This is a genomic window from Actinoplanes rectilineatus (assembly GCF_000962825.1).
Classification (GTDB): Bacteria; Actinomycetota; Actinomycetes; order Mycobacteriales; family Micromonosporaceae; genus Actinoplanes; species Actinoplanes rectilineatus.
This window is the reverse complement of sequence record NZ_JZKF01000031.1, coordinates 1-22801: the sequence shown is the minus strand read 5'-3', so window position 1 is coordinate 22801 and position 22801 is coordinate 1. Positions and strand designations below refer to the sequence as shown.

The 22801-nt window shown below is 71.2% G+C and carries 23 protein-coding genes; 18 read left to right on the top strand and 5 right to left on the bottom strand.

Annotated features, from left to right (window positions below):
* Nucleotide 1 precedes the first annotated feature (1 nt).
* The 3 genes from WH85_RS23190 to WH85_RS23180 all read right to left on the bottom strand — a co-directional run bounded on the left by WH85_RS23190 (nt 2) and on the right by WH85_RS23180 (nt 3906).
* Entirely contained in the window at nt 2-2902 is a 2901-nt protein-coding gene (locus WH85_RS23190; protein ID WP_425394661.1) for an ATP-binding protein, read from the bottom strand.
* A 367-nt stretch (nt 2903-3269) separates the two neighbouring features.
* A complete protein-coding gene (locus WH85_RS23185; protein WP_045744077.1) occupies nt 3270-3632 on the bottom strand; it encodes a hypothetical protein in 363 nt (120 codons plus the stop codon).
* 1 nt (nt 3633) lies between these two features.
* Entirely contained in the window at nt 3634-3906 is a 273-nt protein-coding gene (locus WH85_RS23180) for a hypothetical protein (protein ID WP_045744076.1), read from the bottom strand.
* A 363-nt stretch (nt 3907-4269) separates the two neighbouring features.
* Between WH85_RS23180 and folP the strand changes: the two genes are divergently transcribed.
* From folP to WH85_RS53770, 8 genes are all read left to right on the top strand, one after another.
* Entirely contained in the window at nt 4270-5082 is an 813-nt protein-coding gene (gene folP / locus WH85_RS23175) for a dihydropteroate synthase (RefSeq protein WP_063775537.1), read from the top strand.
* A gap of 109 nt (nt 5083-5191) precedes the next feature.
* The gene (gene folB / locus WH85_RS23170; RefSeq protein WP_045744074.1) at nt 5192-5554 is read left to right on the top strand and encodes a dihydroneopterin aldolase; all 363 of its coding nucleotides are present in this window, start codon (nt 5192-5194) and stop codon (nt 5552-5554) included.
* The gene (gene folK, locus WH85_RS23165; RefSeq protein ID WP_045744073.1) at nt 5551-6078 is read left to right on the top strand and encodes a 2-amino-4-hydroxy-6-hydroxymethyldihydropteridine diphosphokinase; all 528 of its coding nucleotides are present in this window, start codon (nt 5551-5553) and stop codon (nt 6076-6078) included. The genes folB and folK overlap by 4 nt, the downstream gene beginning before the upstream one ends.
* On the top strand, nt 6075-6596 hold the full coding sequence (locus WH85_RS23160) for a DUF3180 domain-containing protein (protein WP_045744072.1): 522 nt from the start codon (nt 6075-6077) through the stop codon (nt 6594-6596). Before folK ends, WH85_RS23160 begins: the two co-directional genes overlap by 4 nt.
* A 126-nt stretch (nt 6597-6722) precedes the next feature.
* Nucleotides 6723-7955, top strand: a complete 1233-nt coding sequence (locus WH85_RS23155; RefSeq protein WP_052720716.1) for a hypothetical protein — start codon at nt 6723-6725, stop codon at nt 7953-7955.
* Nucleotides 7956-7959: 4 nt separating this feature from the next.
* Entirely contained in the window at nt 7960-8256 is a 297-nt protein-coding gene (locus WH85_RS23150; RefSeq protein WP_045744071.1) for a hypothetical protein, read from the top strand.
* A gap of 69 nt (nt 8257-8325) precedes the next feature.
* Complete coding sequence (locus WH85_RS23145) at nt 8326-8817, top strand: hypothetical protein (RefSeq protein WP_045744070.1); 492 nt, start codon at nt 8326-8328, stop codon at nt 8815-8817.
* A 421-nt stretch (nt 8818-9238) separates the two neighbouring features.
* Nucleotides 9239-11089, top strand: a complete 1851-nt coding sequence (locus WH85_RS53770; RefSeq protein ID WP_045744069.1) for a hypothetical protein — start codon at nt 9239-9241, stop codon at nt 11087-11089.
* Between the two features lie 19 nt (nt 11090-11108).
* Here the strand turns inward: WH85_RS53770 and WH85_RS23135 are convergent, their stop codons facing one another.
* Complete coding sequence (locus WH85_RS23135; RefSeq protein ID WP_045744119.1) at nt 11109-12233, bottom strand: NADH-quinone oxidoreductase subunit D; 1125 nt, start codon at nt 12231-12233, stop codon at nt 11109-11111.
* Between the two features lie 17 nt (nt 12234-12250).
* Nucleotides 12251-13246 carry an SAM-dependent methyltransferase gene (locus WH85_RS23130; RefSeq protein WP_045744068.1) on the bottom strand — a complete coding sequence of 332 codons (996 nt, stop codon included), beginning with the start codon at nt 13244-13246 and terminating at the stop codon, nt 12251-12253.
* A gap of 108 nt (nt 13247-13354) precedes the next feature.
* Between WH85_RS23130 and WH85_RS23125 the strand changes: the two genes are divergently transcribed.
* The 10 genes from WH85_RS23125 to WH85_RS23080 form a co-directional block, all read left to right on the top strand.
* Nucleotides 13355-14212, top strand: coding sequence for a Rossmann-like and DUF2520 domain-containing protein (locus tag WH85_RS23125; protein WP_045744067.1), 858 nt, complete (start codon nt 13355-13357; stop codon nt 14210-14212).
* Nucleotides 14209-15042, top strand: a complete 834-nt coding sequence (gene panC, locus WH85_RS23120) for a pantoate--beta-alanine ligase (protein WP_045744066.1) — start codon at nt 14209-14211, stop codon at nt 15040-15042. The genes WH85_RS23125 and panC overlap by 4 nt, the downstream gene beginning before the upstream one ends.
* Nucleotides 15042-15470, top strand: a complete 429-nt coding sequence (panD, locus tag WH85_RS23115; protein WP_045744065.1) for an aspartate 1-decarboxylase — start codon at nt 15042-15044, stop codon at nt 15468-15470. The genes panC and panD overlap by 1 nt, the downstream gene beginning before the upstream one ends.
* Before the next feature lie 207 nt (nt 15471-15677).
* A complete protein-coding gene (locus tag WH85_RS23110) occupies nt 15678-16601 on the top strand; it encodes a septum formation family protein (RefSeq protein WP_045744064.1) in 924 nt (307 codons plus the stop codon).
* A 62-nt stretch (nt 16602-16663) separates the two neighbouring features.
* Nucleotides 16664-18343, top strand: coding sequence for an L-aspartate oxidase (locus WH85_RS23105; protein WP_045744063.1), 1680 nt, complete (start codon nt 16664-16666; stop codon nt 18341-18343).
* Nucleotides 18340-19197 (top strand): carboxylating nicotinate-nucleotide diphosphorylase, encoded by an 858-nt coding sequence (nadC, locus tag WH85_RS23100; protein ID WP_045744062.1) that lies wholly within the window; start codon nt 18340-18342, stop codon nt 19195-19197. Before WH85_RS23105 ends, nadC begins: the two co-directional genes overlap by 4 nt.
* 94 nt (nt 19198-19291) lie before the next feature.
* Nucleotides 19292-20050 (top strand): type III pantothenate kinase, encoded by a 759-nt coding sequence (locus tag WH85_RS23095; RefSeq protein WP_045744061.1) that lies wholly within the window; start codon nt 19292-19294, stop codon nt 20048-20050.
* 55 nt (nt 20051-20105) lie between these two features.
* Nucleotides 20106-21614 carry a lysine--tRNA ligase gene (gene lysS / locus WH85_RS23090; RefSeq protein WP_045744060.1) on the top strand — a complete coding sequence of 503 codons (1509 nt, stop codon included), beginning with the start codon at nt 20106-20108 and terminating at the stop codon, nt 21612-21614.
* A 104-nt stretch (nt 21615-21718) separates the two neighbouring features.
* Nucleotides 21719-22075 carry a histone-like nucleoid-structuring protein Lsr2 gene (locus WH85_RS23085; RefSeq protein WP_045744059.1) on the top strand — a complete coding sequence of 119 codons (357 nt, stop codon included), beginning with the start codon at nt 21719-21721 and terminating at the stop codon, nt 22073-22075.
* 453 nt (nt 22076-22528) lie between these two features.
* The coding region (locus tag WH85_RS23080) for a Clp protease N-terminal domain-containing protein (protein WP_281179075.1) at nt 22529-22801 on the top strand (273 nt) is incomplete at its 3' end.

Genomic DNA, 22801 nt, shown 5'->3' with positions numbered 1-22801 from the left:
CTCAAACCTCCAGGTCGGACGGGAGCGGTACGACCGCCGGCGGCGGCACCCCCGGTGTCGTGTCCAGATGTTCAAGGAGCCCGTCGACGTACGACACGTCGACTCTTACCTTCTGGACCCGCCCGTCCACGTCCCGCATCACGAATTCCCGGAAGCCCAGACGGTTCTGGGACGAGGTGTCGACCTGGGAGAGGGACGCCAGGGTCGCCTCGTACCCGTCGTGCACCGGGACTCGCAGGAGCCGGAGTGCCTCGGAGGCGATCTCCTGGTCTTCGGCGATACGGCCGACGAAGACGGTGGAGACGAGGTTCTGCACGTCGAGGCCGAGGATGTCGCGCGGGTTCTGCGAGGCGACCAGCGCCGCGAGGTTCCACTTCCGGGAGTCGCGGGCGAGGCGTACCAGGAATGAACGCCCGGAACGCCAGCCCTCCATGAAGTGGGCCTCGTCGAGGCCGACCATTTTGCGGGACGACATGGAGCCGCCGTAGCAGCGGCGGACGGCGAGCCGGTGTGCGGTGTGCAGCATCGGCAGCGCCAGTGATTCTTCGGCCGACCAGTATTCCCGCTCGATTTTGAGGTCGGGGAGGCGCAGGCCGGCCATGGTGATGACGGTGAGCGCCGAGTCGGCGCCGAGCAGGTGGGGCGGCGGGTGCCCGAAGAACAGCAGTGCGAGCGGCATCTCGGCGGTGTCGAGGAGCAGGTTGGCGAGTTCTTTGCCCTCGTCGTTGTCGAGGTTCTGGAGGGTACGCACGACGTCGTCCAGCGTGGACGTCTCCTCCGCCGGGACCTGTCGGACCGCGTGCCGGAGCAGGGTGGCCGTGGAGGCCTCCTTGGCGACCTGCGGCGGCACCAGCATCGAGCAGATGTCCTGGACGAGCATGCGGCGTTCGGCCCGCGCGTTGGAGACTGCGATCTCGTATTCCCGGTCGCCGGCGGGGCCGGTCGTGAACTCGGACCGGACCGGGGTGGGGATCAGCGCGTACGGCGCCAGCGTCCCCTGTTCGGAGCCGGTCAGGTTCAGTACCCGCGAGTACGGCCGGAGTTCCGGCATCTGGCACAGCCGGGCGAGGGGCCCGGACGGGTCGAGCAGGGTCACCTGGACGCCGCGGCGGGCGTTGAGGTAGCCGAGTGCACCCATCAGGGTCGACTTGCCGCCTCCGGGTTCGGCGACGAACACGCCGAGTCCGGAGCGTTCCCGCACCTCCATCGGGAAGTGCAGGTCGAGGAAGACGGGGCGCCGGCAGGTGCCCGCGGTCCGCCCGATCAGGTCGCCGCGCCGGTCGCCGACCGTGGACGCCGCCTGGGGGACGGCCGCCGCGAGCAGCTTGACCGGCATCCGGCGTACGTATCCGGTGTTGGCGATCGGCTCGCCGGGGATGAATTCCCGGGCCAGTTGGTCCTGGTTCTTCGGGTGTTGCAGGGAGATGCGGAGTTCCCGGGAGTACAGCTGGATGAGCCGCCGGGCCCGTTCCAGGCATTCCTCGCGGGTGGCGCCGCCGACCGCGATCCGGTGCCAGCCGTGGGCGCGGGCCGAGTCGGTGGGCAGGCCGGTGGTCATCTCGTCGCCGATCACCAGGGCCCGCTTGGCGAGGCGCTCCAACTCGGGGGGCGCGTCGATGCCGTGTTCGGCGTAGTCGAGCTGCTGGGACCGGATCATGCGGAGCCGGTGTTCGAGGTTGTTGAAGGAACTGTTCGAGCCGAGGATGTCGATCCGGGACGAGAGTTCCATCGGCCAGGGCAGGCGCTCGTGGAAGTGCATCCACGGCTCGTGCTTCTCCGGGATCTCCAGCGGTTCCATCCGGCCGACGGACAGGACGGCGACGTGTCGTTCCTCGCCGGACATCCGGTTGACGAGTTTCACCGTCGAGCCGTACGGCGTGCGGTAGCGCTCCACCTGTTCGGTGAGGGCGAGCAGGTCACCGGTCTCCCAGTGCCCGTTGGAGACGGGGGAGAGCAGGCCGGGCGGGGCCATGCAGAGCGCCACCGAGCGGTAGAGCAGCCACTCGAGTTCCTGCGGGGTGACCCGGCGGCCCCGCATGCCGAACGCGTTGAGCACTTCGTCGAACTGTTCGACGGTACGCCCGAGCTTGCGCCGTTCGCCGTCGGACGTGCCCCGGCCGAAGACGCGCAGGATCCGTTCGGAGAAGGTGTCGCCGAGGGACCGCCGCGCGAACGTCACGCCGAGGTACGTCTGGCCTTCGGCGTGGTTCACCGACAGCAGGTGCCGTTGCGCCGCGACCAGGTGGTCGGACCAGGAGGTGCCGCCGTGCACGTCGGGCAGCGGTTTGGGCGTGAACGAGTCGACCGTGCGGGCCCATTCGTCGGCCGGGAACGGCCGGGTGGTGCGGCGCAGGTGCAGGCGGAAACCGGCGAGTCCGGCGTACTGCTCGGAGATCGCGCTGAGCAGCGCCTCGCGTTCGGCGTCGGGTCGGAACGCCCAGCGCACCTCGGGCAGGTGGTACCACGCGGTGACGGTGCTCTGGGTGAACGTCAGGTGCCCGGCGATCTCGCTGATCGCCAGTTCCATCGCCGGGTCGCGGTCGCTGAACTTGAGTTTCTGACGGCGTACCGAAACGGCTTTGGGCTCTTTGGCGTCTTTCGCCTTGACCGGTTTGGGGTCGGGGCGGCGGGGCGCGGGCGCCTTCTCGGTGCGCCGGGCAGGAGCCTTCTCCGGTACCGGGACGGGCAGCGAGGTGTCGGTCCGCTTCTGCCAGAGGGGCTCGTCGGGGACCGGGGGGAGCGGCGCCGCGGCCGGCGGCCACGAGTCGTACTCGGCCTCCTCGGCGGCGAGCACGCGCTCCTCGGTGGTCGGTTCCGGGAAGTAGTCGGCTTTGGGGCCGATCGGCGCGCGGGTGAACGGGGCCCCGTTCCATCCGGGGGAGGGCTCCGGAGCCGGCGCCACGGGGGCCGGTTCCGCAACGGGCGGAGCAGGTGGAGCAGGCGGAGCCGCGGGTGCGGGCTTGGTGTTCCGGTTACCGGGCGCGCCCCCGAAGAGATCGAGGAACGGGGAGTCGATGTCCAAGGTGGTGTCGGTCCCCGCCGCCGGTGTCGTCCGTACGTTCTGTGGGGACTGGAAGACGCCCACCCCACCGTGTGCCGGCGCGGTGACGTACTCCTCGACGGCGTCAAGCGAATCAGGCGAAGAGTAGGCGTTCGGGTGCACACCGTTACTCTGCCTGCTCTGGCGAGATGCGTCCGCGCGGGGATGCCCGTGCGGAGGGGTTCCGGTCATCCTTGGACCCCACCGAGACGCACGACAGCCCAACTGGTCATACCAACTCCTCCCGAACACGGATGCGAGTGGCGACAAGTCTTGGATCGCGTTGCTCCACGGCGGGCTCGCGGGTGCGGCGCCAGTCGGTGAGCGCGGTGCGGATGACGACACGGGCCGGCCGGTCCGGGTCGACGTGCCGGAACACGTACGACGTGGTGACCATGGCGAGGGCGATCTCCCACGCCGGGAACGGGTCGAACTCGAGCGTCAGCAGGTAGTGGCCGACCATGAAGAGCGGCACCAGCACGACGAACATCCCGTACTGCGCGTACGGCAGATGCACGGGCAGGGTGTATCCGGGCGGGCCCAGGTAGACCAGGCGGGCCCGGTAGATGTCGTCGTCGGTCCTGAGCCGCATCTCAGTTGAAGATCATTTTGATCAGGAACTCGCCGACGAAGAAGAGTGTCGCGGCACCGGCGATGAACGCCAGGCCCACGATGGCGATGGCGGAGCTGGTGACGACCTTGGAGATCTCGCCACGACTGGCCCGGCCGATGAAGATCACGCCGAGGACCGCGAGCAGGATCGGTGCGATGTTGCTCGCGAAGAAAGTGACGATGCCTTCGGTGTTGATGCCCTTGGGGTCTGCCGCCAGGATGGCGACCTGTCCGGCGAGCTCGGTGGCGATCATCGGTAAACCTCCCCGTGTCCGGTATGGGGGGTGCGGACACGCTGCAGTTGTGAAGCCCTCAGGCAACGCCCATATCGTGCTACCTCTGACTCACCGCGTCGAGTGAGCCCTTCGGGCACTGCCATGCTCGTCTGCTCTCTTCGGTTCCTTCATGATGCCCAGATCCGAAGAGTACGGCTCGTACTTGCGAGCAACAAGCGCCCGTTTCGTTACCCAAGGTGAAGGAGTGGATGAATACGAGTCACGTGGGATCGTACACCTGTTCGAATCACCGCTGACCCGTACCCTTCTCTGGTGCCGACCTCGCCAACAGACGCGCAGCTCACGGGTGCTGAGCTACTCCACCGGGATCACCCGGTCGTGATGGGTGTCCTCAACGTGACGCCGGACTCCTTCTCTGACGGGGGGAGATACACCGATCTCGAAGCCGCGGTTCACCACGGCGTCACTCTTTTTCGCGAAGGTGCGCACGTCATCGACGTGGGCGGCGAGTCGACCCGCCCCGGAGCGGACCGTGTGGACGCCCCCACGGAGATCGCCCGGGTGGTTCCGGTGATCGAGCGCTTGTTCGCCGAGGGCGTACCGGTGAGCATCGATACGTCCCGCGCCGCGGTCGCCGAGGCGGCCGTCGCGGCCGGCGCAGTGGCGATCAACGACGTCTCCGGCGGGCTCGCCGACCCGAGGATGGCGCAGGTGGCGGCGGCCGCCGGCTGCCCGTGGATCCTGATGCACTGGCGTGGACACTCCCGGGACATGCAGAAGCTCGCGGTCTACTCCGACGTGGTCGCCGAGGTGCGCGACGAGCTGCGGGCCCGGGCCGACGACGCGATGGCGGCCGGAGTGGACCCGAGCCGGATCGTGCTCGATCCGGGTCTCGGGTTCGCGAAGACCGCGGAACACAACTGGAACCTGAGTGCCAACCTCGGCGCACTCGTCGACCTCGGCTTCCCGGTGCTCTTCGCGGCCAGCCGCAAGACCTATCTGGGCCGGCTGCTCGCCGACGAGGACGGCACGCCCCGCGAGGTCGGCGGCCGCGAGGCGGCCACGCTCGCCACGTCGGTCCTGGCGGTCGCCTCCGGCGCGTGGGGGGTCCGGGTGCATGAGGTGCGCGCGACCGCCGACGCCATCGCCGTCTGGCGCGCCACCGGCTCACCGCGATTCCGGGGTACGCCGTGAGCAGTCCGCAGAAGCAGGTGAGCCGTCCCTCGAAGTGGGCGGCCCGCCCCTGGAAGCAGCAGCCCGGTCCCCGCATCGGCCGGGCCGGCACCACCGACGGAGGGGACCGATGACCGGACGGATCACGCTGACCGGCCTGCGCGCCCGCGGCAACCACGGCGTCTACGACTTCGAACGCGAGCAGGGCCAGGACTTCGTCGTCGACGTGAGTCTCGACCTGGACCTGTCCCGGGCGGCGGCCACCGACGACGTCACCGACACCGTCCACTACGGCGAGCTGGCCGGCCGTCTCGTCGAGGTGCTCACCGGCGAACCGGTCAACCTCCTCGAACGCCTCGCCGATCGGCTGCTCGACGTGTGCCTGGCCGACCCGCGGGTCGAGGCCGCCGAGGTGACCGTGCACAAACCGCAGGCGCCGATCCCGCACGAGTTCGCGGACGTCGCCGTCACGCTGCGCCGGAGCCGCTCGTGACCCGGGCGATCCTCTCCCTGGGCGGCAACCTCGGCGACCGGTACGCCCATCTGCGGGCCGCCGTCGACCGGCTCGGCGCGCACGTCGTCCTGGTGTCCGGCGTGTACGAGACGCCGCCGTGGGGGGACGCCGCTCAGCCCCCGTACCTCAATGCCGTGGTGCTCGTGGACGACGCGGGCGCGACCGCGCGCGACTGGCTGGACCGGGCACAGGCCTGCGAATCGGCCGAAGGCCGGGTCCGTGACCCGCAGCGCCGTTTCGGGCCGCGCACGCTCGACGTCGACGTGATCGCCGTCTGGGAGCCGGACGGCACGCCGGTGCTCGCCGACGACCCCGAGTTGACCCTCCCGCACCCGCGCGCGCACCTGCGCGCGTTCGTTCTGCGCCCGTGGATCGACATCCATCCGCACGGCGAGCTGCCCGGACACGGTTGGCTCACCGATCTGCTCAACGCGCCGGGGCTCGCCGACGACATCGCCGCGATGACGCCCCGCCCCGATCTGTCGCTAGAGTCGATGCGGTGAGCACCGATCCCACCGGACCCGGCCACCGCAACGACCCGTCGCTCCGTCCGACCAGTGTGTCCGCGCTGGTGGTGGCCGCGCTGGCGGCCGCGGCCGGCGGCTGGCTGCTGATCGGCTACTCCTTCTACCAGCTCACCCCGCTGCCGTGGACCGGCGCGGCGGTGCTCTTCGTGCTGGCACTCGTCGAGGCCTATCTGGCGCAGAACACCACTGCCCGGATCCAGCGCAAGCGGGGCGCCCCACCGGTGCAGCCGCTCGCGGTGGTCCGGTTCGTCGCCCTGGCCAAGGCGTCCGCGCTGGTCGGTGCGCTCTCCGCAGGGTTCGCCGCCGGCCTGCTCGCGTGGCTGCTGGTCGAGCCGACCACCGCGGCGCGCGACGACGTGCCGGCCGCGGCGGCCACCCTGATCGGGGCGATCGTCCTGATCGGTGCGGCACTGTGGCTGGAGCGGGCCTGCCGGGTGCCGGAACGCGACGACCGGGAGGACGACGACACCGGGCGGCGGAGCGGACGACTTTGACGGTCGTCGACAGACATCCGCCTCTGAACTGAGGCCGTGCTGTGTCCGTATGCTAGCGGGGGCGGCACTCAGCCGGAGTAGCGTGCGCCTCCGGACCGCCCGTTGGAGGCGTAAGGAGGCGCGACCATGGCGTACGACGAGGCGACCTACCGCCGGCCGGGTGGCGAGCCCGCCGACAACGATCCGGCCGCCTACCGCCGGCGGGTGCAGTTCGAGGACACCACCGGCAACACGCTCGACCAGTCGCCGCGGTCGCCGTCGTCCACCGGCGCGATCCCGCTGCCCGACACGGACGGCCGGGACCGCCTGGGCATCCATCTGGGCTGGGAGGTCATCCTCCTGGTCGTCACCGGGGTGCTCGGCTTCTTCCTGTTCCGCGAGGACGCGGCCGCCCTGCAACGTCCCGCGCTCGACACCCTGCTGGTCACCGGCGCCTCGATCGGTCTGCTCACCCTCGGTGCCGGTCTGAGCCTGCGGGCCGGCGTGCCCAACCTGGCGCTCGGCCCGGTCGCCCTGGCCGCCGCCTTCCAGTACGCGGAGAACGGTGACAAGGGCCTGGCCGAGTCGGTCGTCCCGGCCCTGATCCTGGGTGCCGCGGGCGCGCTGGCGGTGGCCCTGCTGGTCCTGGTCCTGCACGTGCCCGGCTGGGCGGCCACCCTGGTCGCCGGGCTCGCCGCGATCGTCTTCGTGCAGTTGCGTCCCGAGCCGGTCGTGGTGCAGGGCGACTGGGACCCGACGGGTCAGGCGTTCATCCTGTTCGGCGCGTTCGCCGGGCTGGCGCTGCTGGGCGGCATGCTCGGCGCGATCTCACCGATCCGCCGGTTCCTCGGCCGGATGCGCCCGGTCGGCGACCCGGCCCTGCGCCGTGGCGCCGCGGCCGCCCTGCCGGTGCTGCTGGCCCTGGTGCTGTCCACCCTGTTCGCGGTCGGCGCCGGTGTGCTGATCGCCGCGTCGGCGGACGGGCCGATCGTCCCGGACACCGGCATGGAGTGGAGCGGCATCGCCCTGGGCCTGGCCATGCTGGCCGGCACGAGTGCGTACGGCCGCCGCGGCGGGATCTTCGGCACCCTGTTCGCGGTCACCGCGCTGACGCTGTTCCTGGACTTCGCCAACCGGACCGACCTCAACATCGCACTCTTCGCCATCGCGGCGTCGGTGCTGCTCGGCGGCCTGGTCGTGACCCGGATCGTGGAGTCGTACGCGAGTCCGGCCTCGTCCGTCGCCGGACCGGACTGGAACGCCGCGCCGTCCAGCGGCACCGTCTGGTCGCCCGACCTGCCGGAGACCTGGAACTCCCCGTCCGAGCCGGCCAAGCGGAGTGACCGTTGGGACGACGGCCCGTGGGGCGCCGGCCGCTGACCGTATGCTGTTGGTCATGACCAGGCCCAGCTTCGCCGAACTGGACGCTCTGCCCACCGAGGACCTCCGGGAACGTGCCTTCACCAGGGCGCGGGAACGCCGTGATGTCGGCTTCTTCTGGTCGGTGCTGCGTCACCTGCCCGACGCCGACGAGGCCGCTGCTCTGGACGGTGCTCCGAACTCGATCGGGCCGGCCATCGACGAGGCGGTCGCGCTCTGGCGTGAGCTCGAGGGCCGCGATCTCGGTGAGCAGGAGCCGCTGCTGCGGGCGGCGTTCATCGACTACCTCAGCAAGGACTGATTCTTGTCGTAGGGCAAGGAGTGACGCTCGTCGTTTGAGCCGGGCGCCCCGCAGGGAATAGCGGGGCGCATGGCTCTCGGTAACCGTTACAAGACCGCACCGGGTGCGGGCACGCTTGCCGCACTGATACTCGTCCTGGTCTTCGGCAGCCCCTGGTACTCCGACTGGGCGCAGAAGAACACCGACCCGGAGACGGCGGGCGGCTGGTGGCTGCAGCTGCTGGCCTGGCCGCACTGGAGTTTCGACACCGACGACGCGCTGCGGGACGTGATCGTCGGCGACCTCAAGGCGATCCTGGTCGTGGTGCTGACCGCTCTCTTCCTCGTTCTGCTGCCCGGTTCCCAGCTGGCCCGGGCGCGCGGCACGATCAGCCAGTTCTTCGCCGGCTGGGCCGCGTACATCTTCGCGGGCGGTCTCGCCGCCCTGCTCGCCACCCTCTTCTTCACCGACCCCTCGCTGCTCGGCGCCTTCCGGTCGGCCGGCTCCGGGGCGCAGTACGGCCTCTTCGTCGGCTGGATCGTCGGTCTGGCCTCGTTGGGCGGCTGGCGCGGCACCCGGTGACGAGTGCACCACCCCCGTAGTGAGGCGTCCGTCGATCCCGGCGGGCGCTTTGCTGCCTTTTGCGTACGAGGTGTGGCGTGGTTCACGTTCCCGCGGCCGGGGTTCGGGGTGCCCTCGCGGTGCCGGAACCCCGGGGCACCGGCATCGACCAGGGTCGTCGCATGTTTTGCGGTCCCTGGCGCACAAAATCCGAAATAGTCGTCCGGAAGGGTGCTCCCGAACCGGAGGGTGCTGTGCCGGGCCTGTGTGAGCCTCATAAGTGGTCGCTACCACCTGCGGTGATTTCGGACCGCGTTCGCGAGGTTTCACTCCGTTCGGCAATGATCGACACCGACCCGGCGGGGCCGTCACCGGGTAGGCCGGGGATGTGTCGCCGCTCGCCCGTTTTGTTGTGGACCCACCCTCGGTAACATCTGCGCCCATGCCGGAACGGGACCCCCAAGCGGGACACAGCGCGAAGCTGCTCCGTGGCCTCGTCTGGGCGAGTGTGGTGCTCGCCCCGCTCGCGGCCGCCGTGGTGTTGATCGGTTCGACCCGCTTCGGCGTGGTGCTGATCGCCGCCAGCGTGGTGCTCCTCGGAGCTTCGGTGCTGATCCGCGCCGATCCGGTGCTGCAGCGGATGGACGTCGAGGACCAGTTCGCCGAGGAGGCGAAATCGCTGCGCGCCGAGATGCGCGCGGAGCTCGGCGCCGCGATCGCCGCCCTGCCGGTGCCCGAGGCGCCCCGTCCGCCGTTGACACCCCGCAAACCGGCCGGTGGCCCGGGTGGCCGGGCACAGGTGGCGCCCCCGCCGCAGCAGGATCCCGGATTCGCCCCGCAGAACGACTTCGCCGCCCCGAACGAGTTCCCGCAGAACGAGTTCGGCGGGCAGACCGATTTCGTGCACCAGCCCGGATACGAGCCCGACTTCGACTCCGGTCCGGTGACGCCGGCCGTCTACGGCGGCGGCAACGGCCCGAACCCGGGTCCCCACGGTCCGGGACAGCAGGGCCAGCCGGCCCAGCAGGGTCCCGGCGGATTCGCCCCGGCGAACGGCCGTGCGGTCCCCGGCCGACCAGGACCGGGCGGTCAGGGGCAGGCGCCGGCCCAGCAGAGCGGTGGTCCGCAGGGCCCGCAGCAGAACGGCTACGGACCGGACGGCGGGTACCACGACGCCACCGTCGGCTACGAGGACGGCCAGAACTACGCCGGCCAGCAGCAGACCGGCTACCACGCCGAGCCCGGGTACGACGACCACAACGGTTACGACGCCCCGAACGGCTACGAGGCCCCGAACGGCTACGACGACCAGGGCGGCTACCCGGCCCCGAACACGTACGGGCCGGACGGTTACGACGCCGCCGGTCATCAGCAGGACGGGTACCAGCAGGACGGTTACGACCAGCAGGGCTACGCCGGCGGCGGTTACGAGAACCAGCCCGGCTACGGCGACCAGGGCTACGAGAACCAGAGCTACCCCGACCAGAGCGGCTACCCGGCCCAGCCCGGCTACGACGAGGAGTACCACCAGCCCGCCCCGCCGCAGCAGCGCCCATCCCAGCCGGGCCGGCCCACCGGCGGCCGCGCCTCGGTTCCGGTCGGCACCGCCCGCCCGGTCTCGCCGTCCGCGTCACCGCAGACCGGCGCCTCCGGCCCGGTGCCCCGCCCGCGTGCCGCGGCGGCCCCGTCCGGCCGCGCGACCGCCTCGGTGAACGGCCCGTCCGGTCCGGGCGGCCCCGGCGGCTCGACCGGTTCGGTGTCGGGGGCCCGCTCCGGCCCGGTCGGATCCGCCTCCGTGGGCGCCGCCCCGATGGGCCCGGGTCAGATGGGTCCGGGTCCGGCCGCTGCCCCGATGGGTGGCGCCGCACCGGTTCCGCCGATGCCGAACGGGGCGCCCCGGCCGCGTGCCGCCGCGGCCGTGCCACCACCCCCGGCACCGGGCGGCGGCGGCCGCGCCCAGGTCCGCCCCGGACCCACGTACGGCCGCCCGGACGTCCCCAACGGCGACTTCGGCGCGGCGGACGGGTACAACGGCGCCAACGACTACGGGACGCCGGCCGACAACGGTTACGGCACCAACACCGAGTACGGGACCGCCGCTGGCAACGAGTACGGCGGCAGCGGCTACGACCAGGGTTACGGCGGCTACGACAGCTACGAGGACTCGCAGGACCTGTCCGCCGACAGCCCGCAGTACAAGGCCCGCCGGCACCGCCCGTCGGCGAACGACACCAACGTCGGCTCGTTGGAGGACTTCGCCACGTACGGCGGTTACCAGGACGGGCGCCGGTGACGAGGACGAGTGCCGGACCCTACTTGTCGATGTCGCCGACGACGAAGAACATCGACCCGAGGATCGCGATCAGGTCGGGCACCAGACAGCCCGGGATCAGCGTCGCCAGCGCCTGCACGTTGGCGTACGACGCGGTCCGCAGCTTGAGCCGCCACGGCGTCTTCTCGCCGCGGGACACCAGGTAGTACCCGTTCACCCCGAGCGGGTTCTCGGTCCACGCGTACGTGTGTCCCTCGGGGGCCTTGACCACCTTGGGCAGTCGCACGTTGACCGGCCCACCGATCCGTTCCACCCGGTCGAGGCAGGCGTCCACCAGGTCCAGGGATACGTAGGTCTGCTCGAGCAGCACTGAGAACCGGGCGTGGCAGTCACCGGACTCCCGCGTCACCACGGGCAGGTCGAGCTGGTCGTAGAACAGGTACGGCTCGTCACGGCGTACATCGAAATCGAGGCCACTCGCCCGGGCGACCGGACCGGAGGCCCCGTAACCGGCGGCCTGTTCCGCCGTGAGCACGCCCACCCCGACCGTGCGGGCCATGAAGATGTCGTTGCGGTGGATGATCCGGTCGAGGTCGGGCATCCGCCGGCGGACCGCGGCCACCGCCTGCCGGGCCCGGGTGGTCCAGCCGGCCGGTATCTCCTCCTTCAGCCCGCCGACCCGGTTGAACATGTAGTGGATCCGGCCGCCGGAGACCTCCTCCATCACCGCCTGCAGGGTCTCCCGCTCGCGGAAGGCGTAGAACATCGGCGTGATCGCGCCGATCTCCAGCGGGTAGGAGCCGAGGAACATCAGGTGGTTGAGCACCCGGTTCAGCTCGGCCAGCGCCATCCGCAGCCAGGTTGCGCGTTCCGGCACCTCGATGCCCATCAGGCGTTCGACGGCGAGGACCACGCCCAGCTCGTTGGAGAACGCGGACAGCCAGTCGTGCCGGTTGGCCAGCATGATGATCTGCCGGTAGTCGCGGACCTCGAAGAGTTTCTCCGCGCCGCGGTGCATGTATCCGACGATCGGTTCGCAGGTGACCACCCGCTCGCCGTCCAGGGTGAGTTTGAGCCGGAGCACCCCGTGGGTGGACGGGTGTTGCGGCCCGATGTTGAGGACCATGTCGGCCGTGTCCAGCCCGGCCCCGGTGCCTACTGTCATCTCCCGCAGAGCGTCGGTCACGGCTGCATCGTCCCACGGGGCACGAGCGGGACGTCCACGCCGATGCCGTGCCAGAGCCACCAGTGGCCGCCCAGCCCGGCGGGGTCGGTCAGTTCCCCGGCCGCGCCGGCGGTGGCGAGCGCCCGCAGATAGCCGCCCGGGTCGGTCCGGGCCAGATCCAACGGTGGCCGGGCGCCGTCGACACCGAGCGCTCGCAGGGCCTCCCGCTGGCGGATCATCCGGTACGCCACGCCACTGGCGACCGCCACCGCGTCCATGGCGACGTGTGCCGTCACGTCGCAGGTCCCGTCCGGCACCGGTGGCACCTGCCGGCCGTCCCGGTATCCGGTGAGGCTGCCGAGGGCGGGCCGATCGCCGCGCCGGTGTCCGTAGTCGACGCAGAGGGCGGCGCCCCGGCGGACCGCGGCCACCGCGTCCGCCCAGGCAGTGTCCCGCGGCCAGCCGATCTCGATCCGTCCCGGGCCGGGCCACCAGCGCCGCAGCCAGAACTCGTCGGCCGGATCGGCGGGCGGGCCCAGGGTCTCGGCGCCGGTGTGCCGGTCGACCAGGACCTTGCGCGCTCGTCCGTCCTGGTCGGTCTCGACCACGTCGAGCGGCACGTTGTCCAGCCATTCGGTGGCGATCAGCAGTCCGGTGACGGTGTCCGGCACGTCGGCGCGCCAGTGGACGGCCGGGTCCAGCCCGTCCGGCCGGGGCGCGAGTTCCACCGCGACCGGTCGCAGCCGGCCGGTGAGGTCGGCGGGCAGCAGCCTCAGCAGGGCGGTGAGCAGTTCGCCGCGGCCGGCGCCCACGTCGACCAGGTCGAAGGTCCGCGGCCGGCCCAGCGCCTCGTCCAGGCGCCGCACGAGGCCCGCGACGGCGGTGGCGAAGAGCGGGGAGGCGTTGACGCTCGTCCGGAAGTGATCAGCGGGGCCGCTGTGCCGGCGGACGAAGAAGCCGTCCGGGCCGTACAGGGCCGCCCTCGTCGCCGTCCGCCATCCGATCGCCGTCATGGCGTCAGGGTAGGCGGTGCGCTTGTTCACACGTGGTTGCTACGACCGTGTAAACCCGGCGCATACTGGCGCTCGACCGGTACCTGCCAACGAGGACTGGATCCACAGATGAACGCATTGACCGTCGGCGTCGTCGGCGCCGGTCGGGTCGGCGCCGTACTGGGCGCGGCCCTGACCGCGGCGGGCCACCACGTGGTCGCCGCCGCCGCGGTGTCCGCCGCCTCCCGCGACCGTGCCGCCCGCCTGCTGCCGGACGCCGCGATCCGGCCCGCCGACGAGGTGGCCCGGGCCGCCTCCGATCTCCTGCTGCTCGCCGTGCCGGACGACACCCTGGCGGCCGTGGTCGCCGGCCTGGCCCGGACCGGCGCGCTGCGCCCCGGGCAGGTGGTCGCACATACCTCCGGCGCGCACGGGCTGGCCGTCCTGGGCGACGTGCGCGGCGTGGCACTGCACCCCGCGATGACCTTCACCGGTACCGACGCCGACCTGGCCCGGCTGCCCGGCATCGCCTGGGGTGTCACCGCCCGGGACCGGTCGTTCGCCACCCGGCTGGTCGCCGATCTGGGCGGGGTGCCCGAGTGGGTGGCCGAGGACGCCCGGCCGCTCTACCACGCGTCCCTCGCCCACGGCGCGAACCACCTGGTGACCCTGGTCAACGAGGCCGCCGACCTGCTGCGTGCGGCGGGCGTCGGCGAGCCCGGCCGGGTACTCACCCCGCTGCTCACCGCGGCCCTGGAGAACGCGCTGACCATGGGCGACGCGGCGCTGACCGGCCCGGTCTCGCGGGGCGACGCCGGCACGGTCGCGAAACATCTGGACCGGATGCCCTCCGAGGCCGCACCCGCCTATCTCGCGATGGCCCGCCGCACCGCGGACCGGGCCATCGCCTCCGGCCGTCTGCGCCCGCAGGATGCGACGGCCCTGCTCGACGTCCTCGCCCGTGCCTCTGTCGGGAGCCGTTCATGACCGCCCTCGTGCACACCCGTGACGAACTGTCCACGCTGCTCGGATCGCTCGACGGCGAGGTGGCCGTGGTGATGACCATGGGCGCGCTGCACGAGGGGCACCGCGAGCTGATGCGGGTGGCCCGGGCGCGCGCCGAGCACGTGCTCGTCACGATCTTCGTCAATCCGCTGCAGTTCGGCCCGAGCGAGGACTTCGAGAAGTACCCGCGGACCCTCGACGCCGACCTGGCGGCCTGCCGGGCGGAGGGTGTCCGCGCGGTCTTCGCGCCGTCCCGCGACGACGTCTACCCGGACGGGCCGCCGTCGATCACGATGAACCCGGGGCCGCTCGGCGACATCCTGGAGGGCGCGAGCCGTCCCGGGCACTTCTCCGGGATGCTGACCGTCGTCCAGAAGCTGCTGATGCTGACCGCCGCCGACGTCGCGTACTTCGGTGAGAAGGACTTCCAGCAGCTCGCCCTGGTCCGCCGGATGGCTCGCGACCTGGAGATGGGCGTCGAGATCGTGGGCGTGCCGACGGTCCGGGAACCGGACGGCCTGGCGCTGTCCAGCCGCAACCGTTACCTCTCGGCGGACCAGCGCCGCGCCGCGCTGGCGCTCTCCCGTGCGCTGCGTGCGGGCGCCGGACAGCGTGACCCCGACCGGGTCCGGGCCGTCGCCCACCGGATCCTGGCGGAGGAGCCGGGGGTACGCCTGGACTACCTGGAACTCACCGGGCCCGACCTCGGGGCCGTCCCCGCCGAGGGACCGGCCCGCCTGCTGGTGGCCGCCCGGGTGGGCGCCACCCGACTGATCGACAATGTGCCTCTCGAGATCGCCAAGGACGCCTGATGCTGCGGACCATGCTCACCTCCAAGATCCACCGCGCCACGGTGACGCAGGCCGACCTGCACTACGTGGGTTCGGTGACCGTCGACGTGGACCTGCTGGAGGCGGCCGATCTGCTGCCCGGCGAGCGGGTCGCGATCGTCGACGTGACCAACGGGGCCCGCCTGGAGACGTACGTGATCCCGGGCGAGCGGGGCAGCGGCGTGATCGGCATCAACGGTGCCGCCGCCCACCTGGTGCACCCCGGTGACCTGGTCATCCTGATCGCCTACGGGCAGATGGACGACGCCGAGGCTCGTACCTTCGCGCCGCGGGTCGTGCACGTCGACGCCGCCAACCGGATCATCGAGCTGGGTGCCGACCCGGCGGCCGCGGTGCCCGGCATGCCCGGCGACCTGACCCGTGGCGACCTGACCCTTCCGGTCGCCTGACTCCCCTCCCGCCGTGTTGAGTTGTGGTGTCGTGGGCGCCTGAAGTCACCACGCCCGTTCTGGTGTGTTGAGTTGTGGCGTCGTAGGCGCCCGAAGTCACCACGCCCGTTCCGGCCAGGGAATCGGGTATTTCGGGAATAGGACCTGGGAAGGCATCAAAAAACTTATAGTTGGCGAATCGGATAGCGGCCTGTGGAGGCGCGAGCCATGCGATTTCGCCGGCGTCATCGGCGCGGGTTCGTCGCCGCGGCCGTTCTCTCGTTGCTCGTCACCGCGGGCTGTGGCAGCGCCGCGGACCTCGACGGCGACCTGACCGACGACTGGGGCCTGATGGCGGCCGCGATCGGCTTCCAGCCGGTCTCGCTGACCTGCCACTCCTCGGGGTTCGCCGGCGCCGGGCCGCGGGCCTCCTACGAGGAGGTCGACTGCAACACCCGGCACCGGACCGAGACCGTGCACGTCGGCGAGTACACCGCGCCCGCCGCGCAGGCGCCGGCCCCGCCGACCGGGGACTCCGCCGGGGCGCGGGCGGCGTACCGGACCTGCGACGCCGAGACCACCGAGTACGTGGGCGGCCCGTGGCGTACCGCGCGGTTGTGGATCGGGGTCACCAACCCGTCGCCGGAGGCCTGGCGCGGCGGAGCCCGCTGGTTCCGGTGCGAAGTGGTGGAGCTGGACTCGGTCGAGGACGACGGCGGCCAGGTCCAGCGGGCCGGCAGCCTGCGGCACAGCCTGGTCGGCGGCAGTTCGGAGCTCCTGCTGACCTGCTACGCGGTGGCGCTGAACAACGCCGGGGCGATCGCCGCGATGCCGCCGGCGTCCTGCGCCCAGCCGCACAACGGCGAGTTCGTCGGCCTCTGGGACGCGTCGGTGAACGCGGTCTACCCGCGGACCGACACCACCTGGGCCGAGTTCCACGACGGCTGCCGCGGCATGGTGGCCGCGTACGTGGGCGTACCGAACGACGGTGACCTGCAATATCGCACCGGCGTGGTGTCGCTGCCCGGCAGCGCCGAGGTGTGGACGCAGGGCGACCACTCGGTGCGCTGCTACCTCTGGCTGGCCGGCGCCGAACTGACCGGTTCCCTCAAGGGCAAGGGGACGAAGGCTCTCCCGGTCCAGTACGAGTAACGGTTACCACTGATGACGCCCCCGGCGCGACGCATCAGCGACGGCAGAGTGTACTGAGACACATGTCAGCAACACCGGATCTCCCGGCTCTGCCCCGCCGGCTCGCCGCCGCCGAGCCGGGCTGGACCGAGACCACCGACGTCGTGGTGGTCGGTTCCGGCATCGCCGGCCTGACCGCGGCCCTGCACCTGCGGGAACAGGGTCTGCACGTGACCGTCGTGACCAAGGTGAACATCGACGACGGTTCGACGCGGTGGGCGCAGGGCGGGATCGCCGCGGTGCTGGATCCGCTGGACACCCCGCAGGCGCACGCGTACGACACCGAGATCGCCGGAGTCGGGCTGTGCGACCCGGAGGCGGTCCGCGTCCTCGTCGAGGAGGGCCCGGCCCGGATCCGTGAGCTGATCCGCCGGGGCGCCGAGTTCGACCGCCACCCGGACGGCTCGCTGATGCTGACCCGCGAGGGCGGGCACCGCGCGGACCGGATCGTGCACGCCGGCGGCGACGCGACCGGCGCCGAGGTGCAGCGTGCCCTGCACGAGGCGGTCCGCCGCGACCCGTGGATCCGCCTGGTCGAGCACGCGCTGGTGCTGGACCTGCTGCGGGCCGCCGACGGCCGGGCCTGCGGGCTGACCCTGCACGTGCTCGGCGAGGGCAGCGAGGACGGCGTCGGCGCGATCCTGGCCCGGGCCGTGGTGCTGGCCACCGGTGGGATGGGCCAGATCTACTCGTCGACGACGAACCCGCCCGTCTCCACCGGCGACGGCGTGGCGCTCGCGCTGCGGGCCGGCGCCGAGGTGACCGACGTCGAGTTCGTCCAGTTCCACCCCACGTCGTTCGTCGGCACCGGGACCGCATCGGCCGGCACCGCCGCGGCGCCACGGCTGAGCCCGGCCCAGCGTCCGCTGATCTCCGAGGCGCTGCGGGGCGAGGGGGCGTACCTCGTCGACGAGGCCGGCAAGCGCTTCATGGTCGGGCAGCACGAGCAGGCCGAGCTGGCGCCGCGCGACGTGGTCGCCAAGGGCATCTACCGGGTGTTGCGGGCCACCGGCGCGGACCACGTCTACCTGGATGCCCGGCACCTGGGCGGGGAGTTCCTGGAGGGCCGGTTCCCGACCATCATGGCGTCCACCCGGGCCGCCGGCATCGACCCGGCCACCGACCTGATCCCGGTCGCCCCGGCCGCGCACTACGCCTCCGGGGGCGTCCGCACCGACCTGCACGGCCGCACCACCATCCCCGGCCTGTACGCCTGCGGCGAGGTGGCCTGCACCGGCGTGCACGGCGCCAACCGCCTGGCCAGCAACAGCCTGCTGGAGGGCCTGGTCTTCGCCAAGCGGATCGCCGACGACGTGGGCCGGGACCTGCCGCCGCAGGCCGAACCGGCGCCCGCGCCCGCCGGACCGTCCTGGGTCGTCGACCCGGCGATCCGTGCCGACCTGCAGCGCACGATGACCCGCGGCGCCGGGGTGCTCCGCTCGGCCGACTCGCTCGCCGGCGCGGCCAAGGAACTGGCCCGCCTGGCCGAGCAGCGGTCCCGCCCGAACAACGCGGCGTGGGAGGTCACCAACCTGCTCACCGTCGCGGCCGCCCTGGTGGCCTCGGCGACCAGCCGCCGGGAGACCCGCGGCTGCCACTGGCGGGAGGACCACCCGACCGCCGCCGACGAGTGGCGCGGTCACCTGCTGGACGCCGTACAGTCCGACGGGATCCTGACGCAGACCTTCCAGGAGATGGCGTGAACGAGCCGGAACTCAACCTTGCCGACGTCGAGCGGATCGTGTTCACCGCGCTCGCCGAGGACCTCGGTGACCCGCCGCGGGACGTGACCAGCGAGGCGACCATCCCGGCCGGGCAGGTGGACACCGCCGAGCTGGTGGCCCGCGCCGCCGGCGTGGTGGCCGGGCTGCCGGTCGCGGCCGAGGTCTTCGCGGTCACCTCCGCCGGGACGGCCACGTTCCAGCAGGTGGCGACCGAGGGCGACCGGGTACGCCGCGGCGACGTGCTCGCCGTGATCACCGGTCCGACGCGGGCCCTGCTGACCGCCGAGCGCACCGCGCTGAACCTGATCAGCCGGATGTCCGGGGTGGCCACGCACACCCGCCGGTGGGCCGATCAGCTGGCCGGCACCAAGGCGACCGTGCTGGACACCCGCAAGACCACGCCCGGCCTGCGGGTGCTGGAGAAGTACGCGGTCCGGGTCGGTGGCGGCACCAACAAGCGCATGGGTCTCTACGACGTCGCCATGATCAAGGACAACCACAAGCTGGCGGCCGGCAGCATCACGGCGGCGTACCGGCTGGTCCGCGAACGCTTCCCGGACGTGACGGTGCAGGTGGAGGTGACCACGCTCGCCGAGGCGCGGGAGGCGGTGGCGGCCGGGGCGACCTTCCTGCTCTGCGACAACATGACGCCGGAACGGCTCGCCGAGGTGGTCGCGGCGATCGGCGGCCGGGTCGAGCTGGAGGCCACCGGCAACCTGACACTGGAGACCGCGGCGGCGTACGCGGCGACCGGCGTCGACTATCTCTCGGTGGGCGGGCTGACGCACTCCTCGCCGATCCTGGACATCGCCCTGGACCTCAGGGCGCGCTGACACCGTGGGGCCATCCGGGGAGGGTCCCGGTGCGGTCGTGTGAGGTGTGGCGCGTACAAGATAAGGGTCTTGATCGTGATTCTGAGGGGCGCCCGTGCTGCTCTGCATTGACATCGGCAACACCAACACCGTGCTGGCGACGTTCGACGGCGACAAGCTGGTGCACAACTGGCGGATCAAGACCGATGCGCGGTCCACCGCGGACGAGCTCGGTCTGGTGATCCGCGGGTTGCTGGCCGGCGACGCGGTCGAGATCACCGGCGTGGCGGCCTGTTCCACCGTGCCGGCGGCGTTGCGCAACCTGCGCACCATGCTGCAGCGGTACTACGGCGGGCTGCCCAACGTGATCGTCGAGCCGGGTGTACGGACCGGGGTGCAGCTGGCCATCGACAACCCGAAGGAGGTGGGCGCGGACCGGGTGGTCAACACACTCGCCGCGCACACCCTCTACGGCGGTCCGTCGATCGTGGTCGACTTCGGCACCACCACGAACTTCGACGTGATCAGTGCGAAGGGCGAGTTCCTCGGTGGCGCCTTCGCGCCGGGCATCGAGATCTCCTTCGACGCGCTCGCGGCCCGCGCCGCGCAGCTGCGCAAGGTGGAGCCGACCAAGCCGCGCTCGGTGATCGGCAAGAACACCGTGGAGTGTCTGCAGTCCGGTCTCTACTTCGGGTTCGCCGGTCAGGTGGACCGGATCGTCGAGCGGATGGTCGAGGAGATCGGCCCGGTCAGTGCGGTGATCGCCACCGGCGGCCTGGCCTGGCTGGTCAAGGAGGAGTGCCGGACCATCACCGCGCACGAGCCCATGATCACGCTGATCGGCCTGCGGATGGTATATGAGCGGAACGTCTGAGAAGGCCTGAGTAGGCTTTCTCAGGCCCTGACCAGTACCTACAGGAAGTCGAGCCGTGACCGAGCAGAACACGCCAGCAACCGACCCCGCCGAGGACCTTCCGGAGCAGATGCGGGTCCGCCGGGCGAAGCGCGACCGGATGCTGGCCGACGGTGTGTCGCCGTACCCGGTCAACGTCCCGCGGACCGCCGAACTCGCCGAGATCCGGGAGAAGTACGCCGAGCTGCCCACCGACACCGCCAGCGGTGACACGGTGTCGGTCACCGGGCGGGTGATCTTCGTGCGGAACGGCGGCAAGCTCTGCTTCGCCACCCTGCGCGCGGGTGACGGCACCGAGCTGCAGGCGATGCTGTCCCTGGACAAGGTCGGCGCCGACGCGCTCGACGCGTGGAAGCGTCTGGTCGACCTGGGTGACCTGGTCGCGATCACCGGTGAGGTGATCACCAGCCGCCGTGGTGAGCTGTCCGTCCTCGCCGATCAGTGGGTGATGAGCGCCAAGTCGCTGCGCCCGCTGCCGGTCGCGCACAAGCCGCTTTCCGAGGAGACCCGGGTCCGGCAGCGTTATGTGGATCTCATCGTCCGGCCGCAGGCGCGTGAGGTCGTCCGCACTCGGGCAACCGTGGTCCGCAGCCTCCGCGAGTCGCTGTTCCGCCGCAATTATCTCGAGGTGGAAACGCCGATGTTGCAGTTGCTGCACGGTGGCGCGACGGCCCGGCCGTTTGTGACTCACAGCAACGCTTTGGACACCGATCTTTATCTCCGGATCGCCCCCGAACTGTTTTTGAAGCGGGCCGCGGTCGGTGGCATCGAGCGGGTCTTCGAGATCAACAGGAACTTCCGTAATGAGGGCATGGACTCCACGCACTCTCCGGAGTTCGCCATGCTCGAGGCGTATCAGGCGTATGCCGACTACAACGTCATGCAGCAGCAGGTCCGGGAGTGGATTCAGGAGGCCGCGACCGCGGTGTCCGGTTCGCACGTGGTCACCCACGCCGACGGCACCGAGGTCGACCTGGGCGGCGAGTGGGCGCAGATCACCCTGTTCGGTGCGATCTCCGAGGCGCTCGGCGAGGAGGTGACCATCGACACCGAACTGGCCCGGCTCCAGCAGTACGCGGAGAAGGTCCAGCTCTCCGTCGACCCGAAGTGGAGCGCCGGCAAGCTCGCCGAGGAGCTGTTCGAGCATCTCGTCCAGCACACCCTGCAGCAGCCGACGTTCGTCCGGGACTACCCGGAGGAGACCGCTCCGCTGACCGCGGCGCACCGCGAGACGCGTGGCCTCACCGAGAAGTGGGACCTCTACGTCGCCGGGTTCGAGCTGGCCACCGCCTATTCGGAGCTGGTCGACCCGGTCGTGCAGCGGGACCGCCTGGTCGCGCAGTCCCTGCTCGCGGCCGGTGGCGACGCCGAGGCGATGCAGCTCGACGAGGATTTCCTGCGTGCCATGGAATACGGGATGCCGCCGAGCGGGGGCATGGGAATGGGAATCGACCGGCTGTTGATGGCGCTCACCGGCCTCGGCATTCGGGAAACGATCCTCTTCCCCTTGGTCCGTGCGGAGTAGTCCTCGTCATTATCTGCCCCGCCATTGACGGGCGATGCGCCCCTGGCGTTATTGTCTTCCCATTGCTGGGGAGAGAGAACCTGTGTTCGGGAGGATAACGGCGCGTGGCCAAGCAGATCATTCACAAGCTTGTCGATGACATCGACGGTGGCGACGCCGACGAGACCGTGAAGTTTGCGCTCGACGGCATTCAGTATGAGATCGATCTCTCGGAGAAGAACGCCGCGAAATTGCGGGAGGTCTTCGAGGAGTTCGTCAGTGCCGGCACCAAGGTCGCCCGCGGCGGCGTCGTGGTCGGTGGCCGGGCTGCTCGTGGCCGTGGCGGGGCGACCGCCGACCGCGAGCAGAACAAGGCGATCCGGGAGTGGGCCAAGAAGTCGGGCAAGGAGATCTCCGACCGCGGCCGGATCCCGCAGGAGATCGTGGACGAGTTCCACCAGAAGGGGCCCGGACGGGCCTGAACGGCGTCCGGGCCGGACCGTCGCCTTCGGCGTCGGTCGTGGTCGCGCTTCGAAACAGGCTCCAGGAGCCTCGGCGGAGAGGGCGTGCTGATCGTGACGGCCGCGTGAGCGGCTGCTGCGATCGGCACGCCCTCTCGGCGTCTCACGCTTGCGCACGCCCTGTCCACGGTGTTGTCCCCAAGTTATCCACAGGCCCGGGGCAAGTTGTCCACAGCCTGTGGACTGAGGCGATTTCGCTGAGCGCGTACACGTTCGGGTGGGGGAACAGCCGTTGAGCGTGCGAAGTTGGCTAAATCAACGTTGCGGATCGTTTCGAGGGGCAGTGAGAGCCCGGCGGAGCCCCTCAGCGGCGATAGAGTTACTGCACGGGCATCACCGATGCCCGTGCGCTGGCCCCGCCAGCTGTTGAGACAGGCTCAGCATTGGCGCACGGCACGTGAGGAGCACGAGGGCATGTTCGAGCGGTTCACCGACCGAGCGCGACGGGTTGTCGTCCTGGCCCAAGAAGAGGCCCGGATGCTCAACCACAACTACATCGGGACAGAACACATCCTCCTGGGTCTGATCCACGAGGGTGAGGGCGTCGCTGCGAAGGCTCTCGAGAGCCTCGGCATCTCCCTCGAGGGAGTCCGGCAGCAGGTCGAGGAGATCATCGGTCAGGGGCAGCAGGCGCCGAGCGGGCACATCCCGTTCACGCCGCGCGCCAAGAAGGTGCTGGAGCTCTCC

Bases quoted from the DNA above. Each gene is read 5' to 3' on its own strand.
- WH85_RS23185 (WP_045744077.1), bottom strand. From the start codon at position 3,632: ATGCGGCTCAGGACCGACGACGACATCTACCGGGCCCGCCTGGTCTAC.
- WH85_RS23180 (WP_045744076.1), bottom strand. From the start codon at position 3,906: ATGATCGCCACCGAGCTCGCCGGACAGGTCGCCATCCTGGCGGCAGAC.
- folP (WP_063775537.1), top strand. From the start codon at position 4,270: ATGGGTGTCCTCAACGTGACGCCGGACTCCTTCTCTGACGGGGGGAGA.
- folB (WP_045744074.1), top strand. From the start codon at position 5,192: ATGACCGGACGGATCACGCTGACCGGCCTGCGCGCCCGCGGCAACCAC.
- WH85_RS23155 (WP_052720716.1), top strand. From the start codon at position 6,723: ATGGCGTACGACGAGGCGACCTACCGCCGGCCGGGTGGCGAGCCCGCC.
- WH85_RS23150 (WP_045744071.1), top strand. From the start codon at position 7,960: ATGCTGTTGGTCATGACCAGGCCCAGCTTCGCCGAACTGGACGCTCTG.
- WH85_RS23145 (WP_045744070.1), top strand. From the start codon at position 8,326: ATGGCTCTCGGTAACCGTTACAAGACCGCACCGGGTGCGGGCACGCTT.
- WH85_RS53770 (WP_045744069.1), top strand. From the start codon at position 9,239: ATGCCGGAACGGGACCCCCAAGCGGGACACAGCGCGAAGCTGCTCCGT.
- WH85_RS23135 (WP_045744119.1), bottom strand. From the start codon at position 12,233: ATGACAGTAGGCACCGGGGCCGGGCTGGACACGGCCGACATGGTCCTC.
- WH85_RS23130 (WP_045744068.1), bottom strand. From the start codon at position 13,246: ATGACGGCGATCGGATGGCGGACGGCGACGAGGGCGGCCCTGTACGGC.
- WH85_RS23125 (WP_045744067.1), top strand. From the start codon at position 13,355: ATGAACGCATTGACCGTCGGCGTCGTCGGCGCCGGTCGGGTCGGCGCC.
- panC (WP_045744066.1), top strand. From the start codon at position 14,209: ATGACCGCCCTCGTGCACACCCGTGACGAACTGTCCACGCTGCTCGGA.
- panD (WP_045744065.1), top strand. From the start codon at position 15,042: ATGCTGCGGACCATGCTCACCTCCAAGATCCACCGCGCCACGGTGACG.
- WH85_RS23110 (WP_045744064.1), top strand. From the start codon at position 15,678: ATGCGATTTCGCCGGCGTCATCGGCGCGGGTTCGTCGCCGCGGCCGTT.
- WH85_RS23105 (WP_045744063.1), top strand. From the start codon at position 16,664: ATGTCAGCAACACCGGATCTCCCGGCTCTGCCCCGCCGGCTCGCCGCC.